General features: G+C 59.8%; 14 protein-coding genes, 1 tRNA gene and 1 pseudogene. 11 read left to right on the top strand and 5 right to left on the bottom strand.

Annotated elements, in window-relative coordinates:
* The first annotated feature begins 23 nt into the window (after nucleotides 1-23).
* The 4 genes and pseudogenes from V6F78_RS10235 to V6F78_RS10220 all read left to right on the top strand — a co-directional run.
* Nucleotides 24-698 (top strand): heavy metal response regulator transcription factor, encoded by a 675-nt coding sequence (locus V6F78_RS10235; RefSeq protein WP_047291729.1) that lies wholly within the window; start codon nucleotides 24-26, stop codon nucleotides 696-698.
* Complete coding sequence (locus tag V6F78_RS10230) at nucleotides 691-2058, top strand: heavy metal sensor histidine kinase (RefSeq protein WP_070415259.1); 1368 nt, start codon at nucleotides 691-693, stop codon at nucleotides 2056-2058. Before V6F78_RS10235 ends, V6F78_RS10230 begins: the two co-directional genes overlap by 8 nt.
* 151 nt (nucleotides 2059-2209) lie before the next feature.
* Nucleotides 2210-2285, top strand: a tRNA-Thr gene (locus V6F78_RS10225).
* A gap of 173 nt (nucleotides 2286-2458) precedes the next feature.
* Nucleotides 2459-2659: pseudogene (locus V6F78_RS10220) on the top strand (tyrosine-type recombinase/integrase); the annotation flags it as partial.
* Between the two features lie 164 nt (nucleotides 2660-2823).
* Here the strand turns inward: V6F78_RS10220 and V6F78_RS10215 are convergent.
* Nucleotides 2824-4812: an RNA-binding domain-containing protein gene (locus V6F78_RS10215; RefSeq protein ID WP_314397921.1), complete on the bottom strand. Its 1989-nt coding sequence runs from the start codon at nucleotides 4810-4812 to the stop codon at nucleotides 2824-2826.
* Between the two features lie 545 nt (nucleotides 4813-5357).
* Here V6F78_RS10215 and V6F78_RS10210 point away from each other — a divergent pair.
* Nucleotides 5358-7958, top strand: a complete 2601-nt coding sequence (locus V6F78_RS10210) for an autotransporter family protein (protein WP_332727122.1) — start codon at nucleotides 5358-5360, stop codon at nucleotides 7956-7958.
* On the top strand, nucleotides 7958-8809 hold the full coding sequence (locus tag V6F78_RS10205; protein ID WP_047279777.1) for an alpha/beta hydrolase family protein: 852 nt from the start codon (nucleotides 7958-7960) through the stop codon (nucleotides 8807-8809). The genes V6F78_RS10210 and V6F78_RS10205 overlap by 1 nt, the downstream gene beginning before the upstream one ends.
* An 80-nt stretch (nucleotides 8810-8889) precedes the next feature.
* Here the strand turns inward: V6F78_RS10205 and V6F78_RS10200 are convergent, their stop codons facing one another.
* Together V6F78_RS10200 and V6F78_RS10195 are read right to left on the bottom strand one after the other, a co-directional pair.
* A complete protein-coding gene (locus tag V6F78_RS10200; RefSeq protein ID WP_047272864.1) occupies nucleotides 8890-10173 on the bottom strand; it encodes an OprD family porin in 1284 nt (427 codons plus the stop codon).
* 243 nt (nucleotides 10174-10416) lie between these two features.
* The gene (locus tag V6F78_RS10195; RefSeq protein WP_047291733.1) at nucleotides 10417-11118 is read right to left on the bottom strand and encodes a DsbA family protein; all 702 of its coding nucleotides are present in this window, start codon (nucleotides 11116-11118) and stop codon (nucleotides 10417-10419) included.
* A 320-nt stretch (nucleotides 11119-11438) separates the two neighbouring features.
* Here V6F78_RS10195 and V6F78_RS10190 point away from each other — a divergent pair, with 320 nt between their 5' ends.
* Nucleotides 11439-13511, top strand: coding sequence for a TonB-dependent receptor (locus V6F78_RS10190; protein WP_332727120.1), 2073 nt, complete (start codon nucleotides 11439-11441; stop codon nucleotides 13509-13511).
* Between the two features lie 92 nt (nucleotides 13512-13603).
* Here the strand turns inward: V6F78_RS10190 and V6F78_RS10185 are convergent, their stop codons facing one another.
* Together V6F78_RS10185 and aguA are read right to left on the bottom strand one after the other, a co-directional pair.
* Nucleotides 13604-13804: a hypothetical protein gene (locus tag V6F78_RS10185; RefSeq protein WP_047272861.1), complete on the bottom strand. Its 201-nt coding sequence runs from the start codon at nucleotides 13802-13804 to the stop codon at nucleotides 13604-13606.
* Nucleotides 13805-14037: 233 nt separating this feature from the next.
* Complete coding sequence (gene aguA / locus V6F78_RS10180) at nucleotides 14038-15147, bottom strand: agmatine deiminase (protein ID WP_047272860.1); 1110 nt, start codon at nucleotides 15145-15147, stop codon at nucleotides 14038-14040.
* Between the two features lie 324 nt (nucleotides 15148-15471).
* Between aguA and rfbB the strand changes: the two genes are divergently transcribed.
* The 4 genes from rfbB to V6F78_RS10160 all read left to right on the top strand — a co-directional run bounded on the left by rfbB (nucleotide 15472) and on the right by V6F78_RS10160 (nucleotide 20713).
* Nucleotides 15472-16554, top strand: coding sequence for a dTDP-glucose 4,6-dehydratase (rfbB, locus tag V6F78_RS10175; protein ID WP_047291735.1), 1083 nt, complete (start codon nucleotides 15472-15474; stop codon nucleotides 16552-16554).
* Nucleotides 16551-17441 carry a dTDP-4-dehydrorhamnose reductase gene (gene rfbD, locus V6F78_RS10170; protein WP_186348147.1) on the top strand — a complete coding sequence of 297 codons (891 nt, stop codon included), beginning with the start codon at nucleotides 16551-16553 and terminating at the stop codon, nucleotides 17439-17441. Before rfbB ends, rfbD begins: the two co-directional genes overlap by 4 nt.
* 66 nt (nucleotides 17442-17507) lie before the next feature.
* Entirely contained in the window at nucleotides 17508-19322 is a 1815-nt protein-coding gene (locus tag V6F78_RS10165; RefSeq protein WP_094990849.1) for a sensor histidine kinase, read from the top strand.
* Nucleotides 19319-20713: a sigma-54-dependent transcriptional regulator gene (locus V6F78_RS10160; RefSeq protein ID WP_047291739.1), complete on the top strand. Its 1395-nt coding sequence runs from the start codon at nucleotides 19319-19321 to the stop codon at nucleotides 20711-20713. The genes V6F78_RS10165 and V6F78_RS10160 overlap by 4 nt, the downstream gene beginning before the upstream one ends.
* Nucleotides 20714-20729: the final 16 nt, after the last annotated feature.

Here is a 20729-nt window from a genome sequence, read left to right as displayed (position 1 = left end):
CAGACGATTGATCGAGGTGTGCGATGCGTTTGTTAGTGGTGGAAGACGAAGCCAAGACCGCAGAGTTTCTGGCCAAGGGCCTGAAAGAATCCGGCTTTGCTGTGGATGTGGCGTTGAACGGGCTGGACGGGCGGTACTTCATTGAACAGCAGGAATACGACCTGATCATCCTGGATGTGATGCTCCCGGGGCTCAACGGCTGGCAATTGCTGCAATTGATTCGCCAGCGAGGCGCCACACCGGTGTTGTTCCTGACGGCCAAAGACGCCATCGAAGACCGCGTACGCGGCCTGGAACTGGGCGCCGACGACTACCTGCTCAAGCCCTTCGCCTTCGCAGAACTGCTGGCGCGGGTGCGCACCCTGTTGCGCCGTGGCCCGATGCGCGAAGCCGAGTCCTACACCATCGCCGACCTTGAAATCGACGTGCTGCGCCGCCGCGTCAGCCGGGGCGGCCAGCGCATCAGCCTGACCAACAAAGAGTTCGCGCTGTTGCATTTACTGGCCAGCCGACAGGGCGAAGTGCTGTCACGCACCCTGATCGCTTCGCAGGTCTGGAACCTCAACTTCGACAGCGACACCAACATGGTCGAAGTCGCCGTGCGCCGTCTGCGTTCCAAGGTCGACGACCCCTACATGCCGAAACTTATCCACACCGTGCGCGGCGTCGGTTATCAACTGGAAGCGCCCGATGAGTAAATCCATCGCCTGGCGTCTGGCGCTGGCGATTGCCTTGACCTGCGCACTGGTACTGAGCGTAATCGGGGTGTTTCTGTATCGCTCGTTGGCCTCGGAGCTGGCCCTGCGAGACGATCAGGCGCTGCTCGGACGACTTGAACAGATGCGCGCCTTGCTCCACGACAGTGACAGCCTCGAAGCCCTGCAAGCCCGCCCGCGCCTGTACCAGAACATGCTGGGCAATCAGGACAGCGTGCTGCTGGTCAACCGTCAGGATGGCGGGCAGCTCATCGCCATCAACCCGCATCAACAAGCCCTGCCCACGCTGCCACCCATCGCCAAAGACCGCGCGCCGCAACGGGCCGACATCCAGACCCGGGATGCGACCGTGCTGCTGGCGGGCATGGCGCAGGGGCCAGCCGGCGAGACCTTGAGCGTGATGGTCGGTAAACGCCTCGAAGAGCGCGAACACATCCTCGCCCGCTATCGCCTGAACCTGTACGTCGCCATCGGGCTGGGCACGCTGCTGGCCTTCGCCTTGGGCGGCCTGTTGTTGCGTCGCGGCCTGAAACCTTTGCACACACTGGCGCAGGCCATGCGCGGCATCAACCCGCGCAGCCTCGACCAGCGCATGCCTGTGGATAACGTGCCCACCGAACTCAAAGAACCTGTGCAGGCACTCAACGCCATGCTGGCGCGGCTTGAAGACAGCTTTGAGCGGCTGTCCCAATTTTCGGCCGATCTGGCCCATGAAATCCGCACCCCGCTGCACAACCTGCTGGGCAGCAACAGCCTGGCGCTGAACCAATCGCGCAGCCCGGCCGAATATCAGGACGTGCTGGCCTCGAACATCGAAGAATACGAACGCCTGAACCGCATGGCCGAAAACCTGATGTTCCTCGCCCGCGCCGAACACGGCCAGCGCCCGCTGCACCTGCACCCCGTGAACCTGCAGGACGTGGGCCAAGAGCTGTGTGATTACTTCGACGCCCTGGCCGAAGACCGTCAACTGCGCCTGGACAACCAGCTCCACGGGACGCTGACAGCGGATCTGCACTTGCTGCAACGGGCCCTGAGCAACCTGCTGGCCAATGCCGTGCGCCATGCCGAGCCGGGGTCGACGGTCAGCTTGCTACGACGAGATGAATCGGGGTACTGCTGGATCGGCGTTCACAACACCGGGCCAACGATTGATCCGCAGCACTTGAACAAATTGTTCGACCGTTTCTACCGGATCGACCCGTCGCGAGCGGAACCGGGGGACTCGGGCGGCCTGGGGTTGGCGATCGTGCGCTCGATCATGCACCTGCACGACGGCCAAGTCCGCGTCAGCAGCGACGACAGCGGAACGTTGTTTGAACTGGGGTTTGCCCACGCGTAATGCCCAAATCGGCTGATCTTTGCGAGTCATTCGACAGCCTGGAAAACCTCCACAACCCCGATGGCGCCAGCGTTGCGGCAGAGACTGTGAAAATAGTCTGATATCAGGGGTTTACAAGCCAAAACATCCCGGTATACTCGTCGCCCATAACGCCGGTATAGCTCAGTTGGTAGAGCAACTGACTTGTAATCAGTAGGTCCCGAGTTCGACTCTTGGTGCCGGCACCACACAAGGTTCCACAGACAGCTAGCAAAGTCTCTGAAACCCCCGAAAAACCCGCCTTCTGGCGGGTTTTTTCGTTTTGGCGTTCCGCCGGACTCCGCCAAAAATCTTATGGATATCAGCCGCGCTAAGGATACAGACAAGGGAAAGGTCGTTCGATAAAGGGAGCAGTACCCTTATGTCGCGTACCACTGCCCCATTCTCCGATTCGGCTTGTTGCTCAGCCAAACCCATTGACCGCGCCTACATGTTTTTCGGCGGCGACGGCCTCTCCCTTTTAGTCCAACCCAATGGCCGAAAACCGTCGCGGCTCAGGTATGCAAAGCCTGATGAAAACGAAGGACTTGTATCGTTTGGCAATTACCCAGTGGTCTGCCTTGATACATATGACCTTATGCAGTACTTGGCGCGAGGCAGGCTGTTGTTGCGGTTTTTTACGTACCTGCGAACTGCATGTCTCCCGCTGGAGCGAGTTCAGCCAGTAGCGCGCAACCTGAGAAATCCCGGACACACGGCCAGCGCCGGAGGGAATAGGCCGTTAGCCTACTCCTCATCCTGCCCACCTGCGTGCGCTTTGTACGCCTGCTTTTCATGAGTCGGCTTAGTCGGAAAAGCCAACTGAATCTGCCTGCTTTTTACCATTCCATTCAGGTACTGCTGACGGAGGGCATCTGGACTGCGCTTCACCAAATTAGCCAAAACGTTGAGCGTCAGATAGTGCCCCTTGCATAGGGTGATAATCACCTGTTGCATACGATCCTTTTGCATGCGCTCTCGCTTGCGCGGTTCCTCAGCCAGTATTTCAAGCTTTTCTCGAAATTCTGCATCAAGCCTGTCCAAAGCATCGATTAGGGGCGCGTCAATGTTATCGCTCAATACACAGCCATCATCGTTTCGCTGCATATCCAGCTCGGCCTTATGTTCGGAGCTAGTACCGTTATGTTCGGAGCTAGTACCGTTATGTTCGGAGCTGCTGGCGTAATGTTCGGAGCTCTGCACCGGACCTGCGAACACTTGCTCCGGCGTTGGCAGTTGTTCACCTGGCAGGTGATAAATCATGCCTCGTGAGCGCCCGTCAGGCACAAGGAATCCCTCGCGCACCAAACGCGCAAGCAGTTGGCTCAAGTCATGAGCATGAGTATCACAAATCTCAAGGAGACGATTATGACTGACCACCCGCTCAATCGCGGCCGTGGCCAAGATCAACCTGGCAGTGTGTTCCAAGCTCTCGAAACGAACACCAAATCGCTCTCGTAGCTGCTCCACCACCCCCTCTGGGAGCAAGTCCAACATGCGAAGCTCAAGAAGGGTTTGCTCGGGCTCGGGCTTTTCATAAAGGGCCGGCGGTCGCCAATGCTGGCTGCGCCATCCGCTGTAGATTTTTGGAACCCCAGAACCACCACGCTCGCCAAGGCCGATAAGAAGGAACATTTGGTGCATTAGCCTGTTACGGCAATCGCTGATGCCACCTTGCAACACCTGCTCAAGGGGTAAACGTAAGCCGCCTGGATTGCGAAAGCCAAACAAGTCAGGACGCTTCACGACTAACACAGAAACCCGCCCGGTATAGTCGGCATGGACCAAGGTATTAACCAAAGCCTCGCGCAAAGCCTCATGTACCGGAGTGTCATCTTGGCGCTGATCACCTTTGAGAGCGAAGGGTACTTTTAGGTCCTCAACCAACTTGCGATAAACCCGCCGGTAGAAATCAAACAGATTTCCTGACCACGTTCCATCAGGCACGAGTCTATCCACCCACCGTAGTTCTGTTTTAGCGTGGGGCCGTTCCTGATAGTCCACAAAGTAATGAGGAACACTCTCCTGGATTGAGAGCCAGCGTCCGAACATGAGTAAACCTGCCAGAGTCAGCCCTTCGACTCCGTTCGCGCGGTCCTTACGCCAACCTCCTATCTGTCGGAGAAACTCAATCCCTTGGTGCTCCAGCGCCGGATGGCCTGGCTTTATGTCGCTAAGCATCTGGCGGTAGATACGCAGACTGTCCGGGTCAATGTCCGCGAAGTCGTAATTCGGCAAAATCCGCTCATCCCGACAGTCCTCCACTTGCTCTGCGAACATGCGGCGCACATCTTCCTCAGAACAGCGCCGATCCCCCTCATGTAATCGACGATAAGTGTTACCTAGGGGCTGACCATTGAGAAATACCGGCTTCTGCTTACGTGACGCCGCCGGAATTTTCACTTCAAGTACCTGTTTTCCCTCCAGCTCTCTGACGACCACCTCCCGGTCAGTCAGCAGATTGACACTGACCTTGGCCGGATTGTTGAGGGTATTGAACAGGTCAGTACGGACTTTCTCGATATTTGATAGGCCTGCAACGCTGAACTGCCCATCCTTTTCGCGCACGCCAAGCAGTACCACCCCACCCTGAGTGTTAGCAAAAGCAGAGTAGGTCAACCAGAAATCCTTAGGCAACTCTCCCTTCCCATCCTGCCCCTGAGCGAGCTTGCATTCGAGCTCGACAGATTCAACCAGCGAGGGCAGGTCTTCAAGGGTGTGGGGATTGAGTGACATCAAAGACTTCCTAAATGATCAGCCCGCTTCACGTAGCTGCAAAAGGTCGAAGAAAAAAGATACGTGCAGGGATTGTACTCAGTCTTCTATACCAGTATGCAACTTGACGAGCGGAGACTGATCGTGGACGGGTGGAACCGATTCCCAGTGACCCATCAGCAGGAGGATGTCACTCCTCACGACTGTTTAGGCGCAGTCCATGCAATCAGTGCTGGGAAACCGGCCTAACTGCATACGAAACACCGAAAGAGGCTCACCGCAAGGTAGGCCTTTTTTGTGTGTGCTGAAAAACCCCCATCGTACGGCCTTCCCTGCCTAGCGACCCGAGGCATTCCCTGTTGCCTGCAAGCAGCCCGCTTACGGATTCGCAGCGCCCTGCCCGTCATGTCCCGTAGTGAATGATTGCCATCACTCAACAGTGTTAATTAGCCATCATCTCCTTTAAGATCGCCGCGCTTTTGTGTGTGGCGCTTGGCCATCATTCGCTTTAAAAAGCACATGCATGGAAGCGCCTGGATTATCAGCCGATGTTTAAGGAAGAATTTGTGTCCCCTGTTCTATTCCGTAAAAGCCTGCTTGCTCTCGCCATCACGACCTGTGCCCTGCCTGTTCATGCGCAAACGCTGCAACTGACCGATGCCGGCCTGACCCTCGAACGCCAGCAGTTCAGCGAAAACGTCGAAATCACCGGGTCGATGAATCACACCCAAGAGGGTGTGGACGCGCTTCATATCCTGGGTTCGGACTTCGCCAAAGACCTGGTCTTCAACGCCACGATTACTTCAAGCAATAGCTCGGGTGGCGGTATCGACATGGACAGTTGGTACAACCCCAACCCGTCGAACGGCGACGTGATGTGGGCCAACAACACGGTCGGCGGCAACCTGATCAATAAAGGCAGTGTTACTTCCCAAGGCAACGGCGCCACCGCGTGGCTGGTCGATCCTGCCGTCGTGGGTGGTGACGTGATCAACGAGGGTCTGCTGAGCGCCAAAGGTGACCCGGACGTAGGCGAGGATTACCGCGATGTTTCGCGCGCCCTGTACATTTCGGGCTCGACGCACATCAAGGGCGACGTCAAAAACACTGCCTCGGGCAAGATCATTGCTGAAGGCACCGATGCCAAAGCCTTTCAAATGGAAGGCGGCCAGCTGGACGGCCGATTCATCAACAACGGCCTGATTCAAGTGACCGGTGCCGGCAGCACCGCCGTTGATGTGACCAGCTCCGAGCGCTGGAACGGCGTGAGTAATGTCAACGACCGCGCCGATGTACGCGGGATCGAGAACAACGGCACCATCATTGCCATGGGCGAAGATGCCGAAGGCATTCGCGCCGACGGCGTCAGCTTTGCCAGCGAGCAAGCGCATATCGTTAACAACGGCCTGATTCAGACCCAAGACGCCGCCATTGTGATCGGCGGTTTTGATATCGATGGCATCAATCAGGGCGGCGCGCTGAAGGTTGTCAACAACGGCACCCTCTTGTCCCAGGACGAAGCGGTAGATGCGTCGGAAAGCGACGGCCGCGTGTACCTGACACTGGCTGACGGCAGCAAGACCACCGGCAACCTGATCGATCTGAGCATGATCGAAGTGACCGGCAACGCTGCGTTCACGGGCACCGACACCACGGCTGACGGCGCCAACATCCGCATGAAAAATAATGGCTGGGTGGATGTCGGCAGCGCCTCGTCGCCCGCGCACCTGGACCTCGGCCTGCCTCACACCACGCTGGACGGCAACCTGTACGTTGCTGGCAATTCGTCGCTGGGGCTGAACCTGAGCGCTGCCACCGATGCCCGCCGCCCAGTACTGGCGGTCAGTGGTACGGCTGAATTCGGCAAAGGTTCGCAGATCCAGCTGGCCGCCAAAGGCAATGATTTCCGTACCGATGGCACCACCTACACGCTGGTGCAAGCCAATGACCTGCAAGACAACGGGTTGACCGTCACCAGCAGTTCGTCGCTGCTGAATGTCGACAGCTACGTGGTCGAGAACAACCAGATTGTGAGCAAGGTCACTGCCAAAGGCGCGGCGGAAGTGGGCAATGTCATCGCTGACATCGGCGGCTCGCACAATGCGCAACAAGCGGGCGCCGCGTTCACCGAAGTCACTCGCCAATTGGCCATGCTGAGCCCGCAAGACCCGCTGTTCCAGCACTACGTCAACGCGTCCAATAACCCTGAAGCGCTGAAAAAGCTGGCGGAACAACTGGCGCCTGACGTGAACGGCGGCGCAACCCAAGCGGCGACCACCAGCCAGACCCTGATCAGCAACGTGACGGGCAACCGTACCGGCGGCGGACGCGGCCTGTCTTCGGGCGACACGCTCAAGGAAACCGGCGTCTGGGTGCAAACCCTGTACAGCGATGCCAACCAGGACATGCGCGATGGCGTGGCCGGGTTTAATGCGTACAGCCGCGGGATCGCGGTCGGTGCGGACGGCAAGCTCAACGATCAACTGACGCTGGGTCTGGCGTACAGCTACCTGAACACCGATGTGAATGGCAAGGCGGGCAGCAAGACTGAAGTCGACAGCCACGCATTCACGCTGTACGGCGGTTTTGAGCAAGGCAATTACTTCGTTGACGCTGCGCTGACGTACGGCATGAACGACAACGACAGCCAGCGCAACATCGGTAACACCAAAGCCAAGGCCGACTACGACAGCAACCTGTTCGGCGTGAACCTGGTGGGCGGTTACACCTACCACATCACGCCCGACCTGCTGATCGAGCCACGCATCGCTGCGCGCTACAGCCTGGTGGACATCGATGGCTACCGCGAAAAAGGTTCGTCGGCTGCCTTGAAGGTCAAGGATCAGCGCTACGAAGTGGCCGAACTGGGCGCAGGGTTCCGGGTCGCGGCCAGCTACCCGCTGGGTCAGGGCACCCTCACGCCACAGGCCAAGTTGATGGCGTTCCACGATTTTGCCGCTGACGAAGCCAGCAGCACGTCGACCTTCACCCTCGGCAACACGCCGTTCGTCACCAGCGGCGCTGGCGCTGTGCGTAACAGCTACGAAGCCGGTATCGGTGCCGATTACCGTCTGGGTGCCGTGACACTGGGCCTGAATTACGACTATGTCGGCAAATCAGGTTTCGACGCCGATACGTTCTCGGCCAAAGTGCGTTACGACTTCTGATGAAGCCTTCAGGCCCCAACCCGCGCTCGCGGGTCGGTGTCTGGCCGTGGGGCATGGCGCTGTGTATCAGCGCCCTGCTCGGCGGTTGTCAGACGCCACTTCAGGCGTTGCAGGAACAGGCTTCACGCCATCAGCAACGACTTGAAGTTATCCACACCCCACATTTCCCGCTGATGGTGGCCTTGCCTTCGTCAGCCCCCGTTTCGTCGCGCATTCGCGTGTACCTGGAAGGTGACGGCCATGCCTGGGCAACGTCGCGCCAGCCCAGCCTGGACCCCAGCCCTCACGACCTGATGATGGCTCGCCTTGCGTTCAGCGATCCCGTGCCCAGTGTGTATCTGGCCCGGCCGTGTCAGTTTGTCAGCGCCCGCGCCTGCACGCCGGTGATGTGGACGGACCGACGTTTCAGCCCCGAGGTGCTGTCGAGCCTCGATCAGGCGCTGGATCAGATCAAGGCACGGCTGGGCAATCAGGCGTTTGAGTTGGTGGGCTATTCAGGCGGCGCCGCGCTGGCATTGCTGCTGGCCAGCCAGCGCGAGGATGTTGCGCAAGTGCAGACCCTGGCCGGCAATCTCAGCCCGCGCCAGTGGGTGACGCTGCAACAGCTCAGCCCGCTGACCGGATCGCTGGACCCCCTGGACAGGCGCCAGCGCTTGACGCAGATCGTGCAGCGGCATTTTGTGGGCAGCGATGACCGCATCGTGCCGCCGCAATTGCTCGCCCGTTACCGTGACGCCTTGGGCACTGCGCGCTGTCTGCAAGCGGTTGTCGTACCCGGCGCCCGCCACGGCAGCGGCCTGGAACAGGCCTGGCGCCGGTGGCGCGATCAACCGATTACCTGCCAGCCCTGAACAGCAAAACGCCCCGACCGGTGATCCGGCTCGGGGCGTTTTTCGTTCAGCTGTTGCGCCTGTTGGTCAGGCCGACGGCATCAGAACACGTTGATCGGGTAATCAACGAAGACGCGCAGCTCGTTACCTTCTTTGTTGTACTTGTCGGCGTTGTTCGACACGCGCAACCACGAACCGCGTACACGCACGCTCAGGTCTTTGACCGGGCCGCTTTGTACAACGTACTTGGCCTGGTTGTAGATTTCGCGCTCGGTGCCACGGCCACGGTCGGAACCGTCGTCGATGTTGCTGCCGCGAACGTAAGCGATGTTGTAGGTCAGACCCGGAATGCCCACGGCGCCGAAGTCGAAGCCATAACCCGCTTGCCACGAACGTTCGTCCTTGGCGTTGAAGTCGGACCAGTAGGAGTTGGCCAGCAAGATGGTGTTGCCGCCGTCGCCCACGCCGCCCGCATTGCGATAGCCGCCGTACGGGTAGCCGATTTCACCGGTGCTTTGCTGGTACGCCAGGATCAACGAGTGAGCGCCAAATGCGTAGGTGGTCGCCAGGCTCCAGATTTTGTTGTCCTGACCGTCGACTTCCAGCACATCGCGCGCGTAATCGGAGTTGACGTGCGTGCGGTAGCCGTTGAAGTCAAACGTCAGCGACTGTTTGTCTTGCAGCGGCAGCACGTACGTCATGCCCAGGTATTGCTTGCGCAGCACGTCTTCCATGTCGGAGGCGTACAACGAGGCGGAGAAGTTGTCGGTGAACTTGTAGCTGCCGCCGAACACGTTGATGCTTTTCAGGTCGCCGCTGTCACGGGCGTCAGCGCTTTTACGCGACTCGGCAGTGAAGCGACCGACGTTGATTTCCAGACCGTCGATTTCTTTGGAGGTCAGTAAGGTGCCGGTGAAGCTTTCTGGCATCAGTCGCGAGTTGTCGTACATCAGCACCGGCAGAGCAGGCATTTGGTCGCCGTACTTGAGCACGGTGTTGGACACACGGAATTTCACCGCAGCGCCCGCTTTGGCGATGTCTTTGGCCGCTTTGCCGCTATCGCCCACCTTGAAGAAGTCGATACCGCCCGCGCCGCTGAGGTTACCCTCGCTGCCCAGACGAAGGGCGTAAATGCCGAAAGCGTCCACACCCACACCCACGGTGCCCTGGGTGAAGCCGGAGGTGAACGTGCCCAGGAAGCCTTGGCCCCACTCGGCTTTGCGGTCTACACCGTTTTTGTAGTCACGGCTGATGTAGGCGTTACGCGCCAGCACATTCAGATGGCTGTCTTCTACAAAACCTTTTGCGTCAGCTTGATCGTTAGCCATGGCCTGGGTAGCACTGAGTACGCCCAACGCGAGAAGACCTATCCGTTTGTTCAACATATTATTTTCCTTATTGCTGGATAAAGGCGCGCTGTGGGTTTCAAGCTGAAACATTGAGTGGTGGTTGCTTCACAAAAACAAAAAGGCCCGCACGAAGACGCAATGCAGGCCTTTCGAAGAGTTGGTGTATGGCTTATAGCCACAGGCGTTGGCAGGAATCCTAGCCGTCGTTACATCCGGGTGTCAATTTGATGAAACTTCTAGGGCCTTCGAATGTCGCGCGATCAATGGGGATCAACGCGTTCAGGGCTCTGCACACCCGTTCAGGCCGCAGGCTGGCGCAGGGTTGGAGGGGTCTTTGGCGCCCTCAGCGTCTTGTTGTCGCAGCCAGTGGGCAAAGGCCTGCGGCTTGCCCAGCCAGGGGCTCACATCCACGACGTGGTACTGCCCCGCCCGCTCTAGCACCAGGGTCGGGAAACCCTGCCCGCCGACATCGGCCAATAGCCGGCGACTGGCCTTGAAGTGCGCGTGCGTCACTTCGCCGTTGCACGCGTCATAAGCCGTTAGAAACGCGTCCACTTCCAGGCCCATTTCCGCCGCCACGGCCATCAGTACGTCTTCGTCTGCAATCCGGCGCCCTTCTACATAGTGGGCCGTCTGCAAACGCCCCAGCAGTTCAAGGCCGCGCCCGGCCAGTTGCTCGGCGGCCAAAATCGCAGTGGTCGGCGGCGCCGAGTCGAACACCGCGCGGGTGTCACGCAACAAACCTTCGAAATACGCGTCGCCAAACGCCTGTCCGGTGTACTCGGCAATGCGTTTGTCATGGGGCATTACATAGTCACGCAACTGTGTGGACACCGGGCGGCGATGACTGCCAGTCATCATGCCGCCGCTGTGGGCGACCACCGGCACAATCTCGCGGGCAGCGTCAATCAACGGCTTGGCGCCGTAGCACCATCCGCACAGGGGGTCGTAGATGTAATGCAAGGTTGTAGCAGCGGTCATGAACGGTCTCAAGCGAAGTGAAAATAAGGCGGCAAGCCTGGGGCTGTCTGCGTTTCATGGCAGCCGCGACGTGGCTTGCCTTGAAACGGGAACAGATCCTAGCGCCGAGACCTGCCCCGAAAAACGCTGAATGGGTGTTTAGTGTGTTTCGTGAATCGTTCAGATCGATTGTTTACTACGGGTTAATCGTTACAGCAACATTCAGACACAAACTTTCCGTTGAAGCGACTGGTAATGATAAACAGCTACTAACAAGAACCATTACCATTCGCACCCTAAAAAATAGAACCTGCCTTAACCTTCACGGAAGTTTCTCAACCATGCGTTCCCTCTGCCGCTTTACGCCCTTCACATGGGGGCTGTGTGCATGCCTGTACGTCGGATTCAGTTCCGCTGCCACCACCCTTCCCGAAACCTCGGTCAATGCCGCCGAAGCCGAACTCGATGACCCGCGGGTCAAAGAAGTCACGACCGCGACCCGTACCGCGACGCCTGCACGCTATGTGCCGCAGGCCATTGATTCGGTCAAAACCAGTCACGTGATGGTGTACGGCATCAACACGCTGGGCCAGGCCCTGAGCGGCATTCCCAACGTCAGCAGCACGGCGGACACACGCTTCGACAGCCTGCGCATTCGCGGCTTCGACGCCAGCAACGATTTCTACCTCGACGGCATTCGCGACGACAGCCAGTACGTGCGCGACTTGCACAACATTGAACGCATCGAAGTGCTCAAAGGCCCGGCCGCCGTGCTGTATGGCCGCGGCAGTCAGGGCGGGATCATCAACCGCGTCAGCAAAACCCCTCAATACGGGCGCCCGTCCAGCATTCAGGCGCAAGGGGGCACGGACGATTTGCGCAGCCTGTACGCCGACCTCAGCGCCGACCCGAGCGACACCCTCAGCCTGCGCCTGAACATGGGCAACGAAGACAAAAACAGCTTCCGCGATCACGTCAGCGGCAACCGCCAACTGTTTGCGCCGTCGATGAGCTGGCAAATCACCCCGAACCTCAATTGGTTGGTGCAGTACGAATACAGCCGCTACAACCGCACCCCGGACCGGGGCATCCCGAGCGTTGGCGGACGGCCTGCCGATGTCAGCCGTGGCACCACGTATGGCGGGCAAAACGATTTCATCGACGATAAGACCCAAAATCTGCGTTCGCGGCTCAGCTATGACGTGAACGAGAACTGGCAACTGCGCCACACCCTGGGCATTTTCAAACTCGACAGCCAGTTCGAAAACACCTACCTGACCGGCTACGACGCCAAGACCCGCAAGGTGAACCGCCAGAGCTGGCAGCAGGACATGACCACCCGCAATGTCTTCAACAATCTCGAAATCGAAGGCGTGTTTGATACGTTCGGGCTGGAACACCGCGTGCTGACCGGCCTGGAGCTGGGCAGCCAGCGCCGTGACCCCAAACTGTACAGCGCCAAGGGCGTGCCGGGCGTTGACCTGTACAACCCGGATCGCCGCCTTCGCCCGACCGGCCCGTTGGTGCTGTCCAGCGACAACCACACCGAAGTCGACAGTCAGGGCCTGTATGTCCAGGACCAGATCCGCCTCAACGATCAATGGCAGGTTCTGGCCGGTTTGCGCCATGACCGGTTTGAAGTCGACACCACCAGCAACCTGAAAAACCTCTCGGAAACCCGCAACAGTCACGGCACCAGCCCGCGCCTGGGGGTGGTCTGGACGCCGCTGGAAAACCACTCCTTCTATGCCTCGTGGACCAAAACCTTCTCCCCGGTGGGCGGCGGTTTGATCGGCATTACGCCGGGCGCCGCGGGCAACACCAACGACCTGAGCCCCGAGCTGACCAAGCAAAAAGAAATCGGCGTGAAAAGCGACTGGCTGAACGAGCGCCTGAGCACCACGCTGGCGGTTTATGAACTGGAGCTTTACAACCGTCGCACCAAAGACCCGGAAAACCCGGAAATCACATTGCTGTCGGGCTTGCAGCGTTCGCGCGGCATCGAGCTGACGGCCAGCGGCAAATTGGGCGGCAACTGGTACATGCGCGGGGGCGTCGGCGTGCAGGACGCCACCGTGGTCAAGGACAACAACGGCTTTGAAGGCAAGCGCATCAATGGTGTGGCCAAGCACAACGGCAGCTTGTTCCTGACCTGGAAACCGGAAATGGGCTGGTACGCCGAAACGGGTCTGACGTTGGTGGGGCAACGCTTTGCCGATAACCAGAACACGGTGGTATTACCGGGTTATGGCCGTTGGGATGCATTGGCGGGGTATCGGGAAAAAGACTGGGAAGTCAGCGGCGCGCTGACCAATCTCACTGACCGCGACTATTACGCGTCCGCCACCAGCGGCTCGCAAATCATGCCCGGCGAACCTCGTAGCCTGGTGGTAACCGGCAAATACAGCTTCTAACCGTTGAACCTGTCACCGTGGCGAGCAACGCGGGGTTGCCTGGGGCACCGTCTTCACGACCTCGTGCCTCGCCAACGGTGACAGTCAACCGTTCAACTCATCAATACTCCCGACAGGGCCTCCAGTTCTGCCTCGCTGAACAACCCGGCCGGGTAGCGTTCGCGAAGAAGTTGATAGGCAGACTGGCCTGGCGTGTTGCAAGGTCCTTTGCGTTTAAACCAATTGGCCAGAACGATCAGCGACTCGTGACTCACAGGTTGTGGTCGCGAACCTCGCTCGCACAATACGTTCATGACAGCGCTCTCCAGGTACTTGAGCGGCAAATGTACTCAAGGTGTGTGACAGAACATCGCCGCGAGCAGCGCGACATGCCCAGACATGGCTCCCTTTCAAGATTTTTAACAAACTCTTTTCACCCTTTTATACGCGTCATTACGGACTCACCTTTTGACCTGAAACAAAAAACCCGCCGTTCTGGCGAGCGGCGGGTTATTTATTCATCCAACAAGACGACGAAGCGTCTGGATCAAGCCTTGTGGGGGGCTGGCTGTTGTTGCGTCAGGCAGTGGATGTTGCCGCCGCCCAGCAACAATTCGCGGCCCGGCACCATCACCACTTCGTGCTGCGGGAAGAGGTCTTGCAGGATGGCCTTGGCTTGCGCATCCATCGGGTCATCAAAGCTTGGGGCGATGATGCCGCCGTTGACGATCAGGAAGTTCACGTAAGAACCGGCCAGCCGCTCCGAAGGATTGCGGTCCTGGCTGCCCACCACTTTGTCGACGCCGTCGCACTCTTCCTGGGTGGCGTGCAGCGGCCCCGGAATCGGCATTTTATGCACGACAAACGGGCGGCCTTTGGCGTCGGTGCTGGTCAACAACACCTTCATGGCCGCATGGCAGCGCACGTAGTTCGGGTCGCGCTCGTCGTCGGTCCAGGCCAGCAGCACTTCGCCGGGGCGCACGTAGCAGCAGAAGTTATCCACATGGCCGTCGGTTTCGTCGTTGAACAGACCGTCCGGCAGCCAGATGATCTTGCTCACCGCCAGGTTGGAACGCAGCACGTCTTCGATTTCTTCGCGGGACAAATGCGGGTTGCGGTTGCGATTGAGCAAGCACTCGGCCGTAGTAATCAGCGTGCCCTCGCCATCCACATGGATCGAGCCCCCTTCGAGCACGAAACGTTCGGTGTAATAACGCGGGCACCGCTCGATTTCCAGCACCTTGCTGCCCACCTGCTGGTCGCGGTTCCACGGCGCATACAGGCCGCCTTCAAAACCGCCCCATGCGTTGAAATCCCAGTTCACACCGCGGACTTCACCGTGGTCGTTGATCACGAACGTCGGGCCGCTGTCACGCACCCACGCGTCATCGCTGGACATCTCGACCACACGAATATTCGGCACATTCAGGCGGGCACGGGCATTTTCGTACTGGCCGGCAGACACGCAGACCGTCACCGGCTCGAAGCGCGCGATGGCCTTGGCCACCGCCGCGTGCGCGGCCTGCGCCGGCTTGCCACCCAAACGCCAGTTATCCGGGCGCTCGGGCCAGATCATCCAGGTTTGGGTGTGCGGCGCCCATTCGGCCGGCATGTAGAAACCGTCTGCGCGGGGCGAACTGTGCAAAAGAGTGGTCATTGAAATCAGGACTCCGAAAATCCGTCGAGGTTGGATTGAGCCAGCGCACGGCCCGCCATCAAAGAACAGTGGACGCCGCTCAGAGGCACGTCAACACGCTGCCCACTTATAGCCGACAAATATCCATTTTTAAAACGCTTTCAGAGGATGGGCAGGATTTTTTTGGTCGTTTAACCGATATATATCGATAAATACCCCTGAAAAGCTTACCCCGCCTGTCACCTGCGCCCTTGTGGCCACACCGTAGCACTTGCACCGCCCTGCACATCCCCACAAGCTATGCGCCAATTGTTTGTACACCGTCAGGGAATAAGGGATATCCACATGCGCATTTTAGTCACCGGCGGCGCCGGGTTTATTGGTTCAGCTCTGATCCGTCACCTGATCCAGAACACCGGGCACGAGGTGCTTAACCTCGACAAACTGACCTACGCCGGTAACCTTGAATCGCTGCAAAGCATCGCCACCAACACCCGCTACGAGTTCGTGCAGGCCGACATCGTCGACCAGGCGACCGTCAGCGCCGTAATCGAGCGCTTCCAGCCAGAAGCGATCATGCACCTGGCGGCTGAATCCCACGTTGACCGTTCCATCGACGGCCCTTCGGACTTCATCCAGACCAACATCGTCGGCACCTACAGCCTGCTGGAAGCCACGCGCGCTTATTGGCTCACGCTGGCAGAACCGGCGAAAAGTGCGTTCCGTTTCCACCACATTTCCACTGACGAAGTGTATGGCGACCTGCATGGCGTCGATGACCTGTTCACTGAAACCACCCCGTACGCCCCCAGCTCGCCGTACTCGGCCAGCAAAGCCGCTTCGGACCACCTGGTGCGCGCCTGGAACCGCACTTACGGCTTGCCGGTGCTGCTGACCAACTGCTCGAACAACTACGGCCCGTTCCACTTCCCGGAAAAACTGATCCCGCTTGTGATTCTTAATGCCCTGGCGGGCAAACCACTGCCGGTCTACGGCAATGGCCTGCAAGTGCGTGACTGGCTGTTCGTGGAAGACCATGCCCGCGCCCTGCTTAAAGTCGTGACCGAAGGCGTGGTGGGCGAGACCTACAACATTGGCGGCCACAACGAACAAAAGAACATCGACGTGGTGCGCGGCATCTGCGCCCTGCTTGAAGAACTGGCGCCACAGCGCCCGGCGGGCGTGGCGCAATTCGCTGACCTGATTACCTTTGTCAAAGACCGTCCGGGCCACGACCAGCGCTACGCCATCGACGCCAGTAAGATCGAACGCGAGCTGGGCTGGGTGCCGGAAGAAACCTTCGAGACCGGCCTGCGCAAAACCGTGCAGTGGTACCTGGACAACCTTGAGTGGTGCCAGCGCGTTCAGGACGGCAGTTATCAGGGCGAGCGTCTAGGCTCTACAGAACCCAAAGACCTGATTGCATGACCGTGGGCTCGCCTGAATTGAAAATACTGATTAGCGGTAAAACCGGCCAAGTGGCCATGGAACTGCAAAAACGTCTGGCTGATATGGGCGAGCTGATTGTGCTGGGACGCGATGAGCTGGACCTGAGCCAGCCCGAGCAAATACGTGCGCAGGTGCGGGCCCACGCGCCCGACCTGATCATCAACGCGGCCGCCTACACGGCCGTGGATCAGGCCGAAAGCGACGTTGATGCCGCCAATGCGATCAACGCCACTGCGCCCGGCATCTTCGCTGAAGAAGCCAAGGCACTGGGCATCCCGCTGATTCATTACTCCACCGACTACGTGTTCGATGGCAGTAAAGAAACGCCCTACACCGAAGACGACATCACCCACCCGCTGAGCGTCTACGGCCACAGTAAAGCGTTGGGCGAAAAAGCCATCGCGGCGACGGGCTGCCAGCACCTGATACTGCGCACCAGCTGGGTGTATTCCTCCCACGGTAAAAACTTCCTGCTGACCATGCAGCGCTTGCTGCAAGAAAAGCCGGAACTGCGCATCGTGGCCGACCAGATCGGCGCGCCTACGTGGGCGGGCACCATTGCCCAGAGCACGCGCGCGTTAATTGAGCGCTGGCAAACAGGCCACCCCGGCCCCTGGGGCGTTTATCACCTCACGGCCCATGGCCAAACCTCATGGTTCGGGTTTGCCCAGGCCATCGGCGAACAGCTGATTGCCTTGGGCAAGCCGTGCGCCGTGCTCGAAGCCATCCCTTCGAGCGACTACCCAACCCCCGCCAAACGCCCGCTTAATTCACGACTGGATTGCAGTCGGCTAGCGGCCGACTGGGGCGTTACTCAGCCCGACTGGCACACGGCGTTGCGCACATGCATGGCCGAGCAAGGCTAAACATCGGGCGCGGATGGCTAAAATCCGCAGGTATACTGCGCCGTACTTTTGCGGCGTAGTTTCAACATGATCAAAACCCCTCCCGTGCCTCGCAGACCCCGCTGGCGCAGCCTCGCCTTGCTGGCCCTGTGCCTGGCGCCCTTGTTGTGGCCGTTGCAGCATCTGGCCGAACGCTATTACCGCAGCGAGCTGGCCGGGCAAAATCGCCAGACCCTGGATCTCTACGTCGCCAACCTGCTGGGCACGCTGCATCGCTATGAAGTGCTGCCGCAAATCCTCGGCGAACTGCCGGCCCTGCGCGCGCTGCTGGCAGACCCGGAAAACCCGAAAATCCTCAGCCACGCCAACCAGTTACTCAATGACATCAGCACCCAGACGGGTGCCGAGGTGATGTACCTGATGGATGCCCACGGCGACACCCTCGCCGCCTCCAACTGGGACAAACAGGACAGCTTTATCGGCCGCAACTTCGCCTTTCGCCCGTATTTCAGCGAAGCGATGGACGGCAAGCTGGGGCGCTTCTTCGGGCTGGGCACCACCTCGGGCAAACGCGGGTATTTCTTTGCCGCGCCCGTGCTCGACGGTGACAAGAAAATCGGCGTGCTGGTGGTCAAGGTCGACCTCGATCACACCGAGCGCCTGTGGGGCCAGACCCCGGAACAATTGATGGTCACCGACCCCAATGGCGTGGTCATTCTGACCTCGCGCCCGGAGTGGCGGTTCAGGGCCACCCGCGAACTGTCACAGCAGGAACAGCAGTCGATCTTTGCCATCCTGCCCTACCCGACCCGCGACCCGAAGCCGCTGAACCTGAACCTCAGCAACTGGCTGGTACAAACCCAGGACATCGACGAGACCGGCTGGAGCGTCAACATCCTCGCGCCGCGCACCTTGATCGACCGCCCCGTTCGCACCGTGCTGGCCATTGGGGGCGCCACGCTGCTGGTGGTCATGCTGCTGATCGGTTTGATGATGCAACGGCGCCGACATTATCTGGAGCGTATCGCCTTTGAAGCCAAGGCCCGCCGTGAGCTGGAAATGCGCGTGGCAGAGCGCACCAGCGACCTGGAAGGATTGAACCGACGCCTGCGTGAAGAAGTGCTGGAACGCGAACATGCGCAACAAGAACTGGTGCGCGCGCAGGACGATCTGGTGCAGGCCGGCAAGCTGTCTGCGCTGGGCACCATGTCAGCGAGCATCAGTCATGAGTTGAATCAGCCTCTGGCCGCCATCCGCAGTTATGCCGAAAATGCCGAAGTCTTGCTGGACCATCAGCGCATCGACGACGCCCGCGGCAACCTCAAGCTGATCAATGAGCTGACCGGGCGCATGGCCTCGATCATCGCTCACCTGCGCGCGTTTGCGCGGCGCGATCGGCACGCGCCGGAAAGCGTCGCGCTGCAACCTGCGCTGGATGACGCGCTGGCTTTGCTGGCCAAACGCCGGCGCAGCATGGAAGTCGAGTTGATTCGCGACTTGCCTGCCGCCACGCTCTGGGTTGAAGCCGGTGAAACGCGCCTGCGCCAAGTGCTGGGCAACCTGCTGGCCAATGCCCTCGACGCGCTGACCGAAAAAGGCCCGCCGAGACGATTGTGGCTAAGCGCCGAGTCCACTCAGGAAGGCGTCACGGTGTGCATCCGCGACAACGGGCCGGGGTTCTGCATGGAGGCGCTGGGCCGCGCGGGCGAACCGTTTTACACGACCAAGACCCGCACGCAGGGGCTAGGCCTGGGGCTGGCCATTTGCGACACCCTGATTCGTGCATTTGGCGGCGAACTGCTGTTTGCCAACCACAAGGAAGGCGGCGCCTTAATCACCCTTCGACTGCGCGCTGGCGCACCGGGCGTCAGCCTGCAAGCTTCAGAGGATTCCAGGTCATGAGCTCATTCATCGACTCAAACGTACAGGTCATCCTGATCGACGATGACCCGCATCTGCGCCAGGCGCTGTATCAAACCCTGGACCTCGCTGGCCTTCACGTCCTGCCGCTGGCCGAGGCCACCGGCATTGCCGCGCGCATCGAGCGCAACTGGCCCGGCGTGGTGGTCAGCGACATCCGCATGCCCGGCATGGACGGCCTTGAGCTGTTGGCCGAACTTCACGCCCAGGACCCGGAACTGCCGGTGCTGCTGATTACCGGTCATGGTGACGTGCCCCTCGCGGTCCAAGCCATGCGCGCCGGGGCCTACGACTTTCTGGAAAAACCCTTTGCCAGCGACGCGCTGCTGGAAGGCGTGCGCCGCGCCCTGGCCTTGCGCGCGCTGGTGCTGGACAACCGCAGCCTGCGCATGGCCCTGAGCGACCGCCAGCAACTGAGCACGCGGCTGGTCGGCCTCTCGCCCCCCATGCTGAGACTGCGCGAACAGATCGGCGCATTGGCCGCCACCAAGGCCGATGTGCTGATTCTGGGTGAGACCGGCTCCGGCAAAGAAGTGGTCGCAAGGGCATTGCACGACTTGTCGAGCCGCCGCGACGGTCCGTTCGTGGCAATCAATGCCGGGGCGCTGGCCGAGTCTGTGGTGGAAAGCGAACTCTTTGGCCACGAGCCCGGCGCGTTCACCGGCGCGCAAAAGCGCCGCATCGGTAAATTCGAATTTGCCAACGGCGGCACGCTGTTTCTCGACGAAATCGAAAGCATGAGCCTCGATGTACAGGTCAAGCTGTTGCGCCTGCTGCAAGAGCGTGTCGTTGAACGCCTGGGCGGCAATCAATTGATCCCGCTGGATATCCGCGTCATCGCGGCCACCAAGGAAGACTTGCGTCAGGCCGCCGATCAGGGCCGTTTTCGTGCCGACTTGTATTACCGGCTCAACGTTGCCCCGCTGCGCATTGCCCCGTTGCGCGAGCGCGGCGAAGACGTGCTGATGCTGTTCAAGTACTTTGCCGACGAAGCCAGCGCCCGCCACGGCCTGACCCACAACGTGCTGCAACCGGCCCAGCGCAGCTTGCTGCTGCGTCACGCCTGGCCGGGCAACGTGCGTGAACTGCAAAACGTCGCGGAACGCTTTGCGCTGGGCCTTGAGCTGGCCCTGGACAATGAAACGGCCGAGGCGCCGCCATCGTCTAGCCTTGAGGGTTCGGGCAAGCTGAGCGAGCAGGTTGAGCACTTCGAAAAAAGCCTGATCATGGCCGAACTCGAACGCTCTCACAGCTCCATGCGCAGCCTGGCCGAAGCCTTAGGCGTGCCGCGCAAAACCCTGCACGACAAGCTACGCAAATACGGTTTGCAGTTCGACAGCGGCAGCCACGCCCACCCCGATGAACTTGAGTGATTTGACCAAAGAGGCC

It is taken from the genome of Pseudomonas sp. ESBL9, from assembly GCF_036668715.1.
In the GTDB taxonomy this organism is placed as follows: domain Bacteria; phylum Pseudomonadota; class Gammaproteobacteria; order Pseudomonadales; family Pseudomonadaceae; genus Aquipseudomonas; species Aquipseudomonas lundensis.
Note: the sequence above shows the minus strand (reverse complement) of the source record. Positions and strands in the feature narration are given on the sequence as shown.

What these genes read in the sequence shown, in the direction of transcription:
- V6F78_RS10195 (WP_047291733.1), bottom strand. Translation starts at nt 11,118, where the DNA reads ATGACCGCTGCTACAACCTTGCATTACATCTACGACCCCCTGTGCGGA.
- V6F78_RS10185 (WP_047272861.1), bottom strand. Translation starts at nt 13,804, where the DNA reads ATGAACGTATTGTGCGAGCGAGGTTCGCGACCACAACCTGTGAGTCAC.
- V6F78_RS10200 (WP_047272864.1), bottom strand. Translation starts at nt 10,173, where the DNA reads ATGTTGAACAAACGGATAGGTCTTCTCGCGTTGGGCGTACTCAGTGCT.
- aguA (WP_047272860.1), bottom strand. Translation starts at nt 15,147, where the DNA reads ATGACCACTCTTTTGCACAGTTCGCCCCGCGCAGACGGTTTCTACATG.
- V6F78_RS10205 (WP_047279777.1), top strand. Translation starts at nt 7,958, where the DNA reads ATGAAGCCTTCAGGCCCCAACCCGCGCTCGCGGGTCGGTGTCTGGCCG.
- V6F78_RS10165 (WP_094990849.1), top strand. Translation starts at nt 17,508, where the DNA reads ATGATCAAAACCCCTCCCGTGCCTCGCAGACCCCGCTGGCGCAGCCTC.
- V6F78_RS10160 (WP_047291739.1), top strand. Translation starts at nt 19,319, where the DNA reads ATGAGCTCATTCATCGACTCAAACGTACAGGTCATCCTGATCGACGAT.
- V6F78_RS10230 (WP_070415259.1), top strand. Translation starts at nt 691, where the DNA reads ATGAGTAAATCCATCGCCTGGCGTCTGGCGCTGGCGATTGCCTTGACC.
- rfbD (WP_186348147.1), top strand. Translation starts at nt 16,551, where the DNA reads ATGACCGTGGGCTCGCCTGAATTGAAAATACTGATTAGCGGTAAAACC.
- V6F78_RS10190 (WP_332727120.1), top strand. Translation starts at nt 11,439, where the DNA reads ATGCGTTCCCTCTGCCGCTTTACGCCCTTCACATGGGGGCTGTGTGCA.
- rfbB (WP_047291735.1), top strand. Translation starts at nt 15,472, where the DNA reads ATGCGCATTTTAGTCACCGGCGGCGCCGGGTTTATTGGTTCAGCTCTG.
- V6F78_RS10215 (WP_314397921.1), bottom strand. Translation starts at nt 4,812, where the DNA reads ATGTCACTCAATCCCCACACCCTTGAAGACCTGCCCTCGCTGGTTGAA.
- V6F78_RS10235 (WP_047291729.1), top strand. Translation starts at nt 24, where the DNA reads ATGCGTTTGTTAGTGGTGGAAGACGAAGCCAAGACCGCAGAGTTTCTG.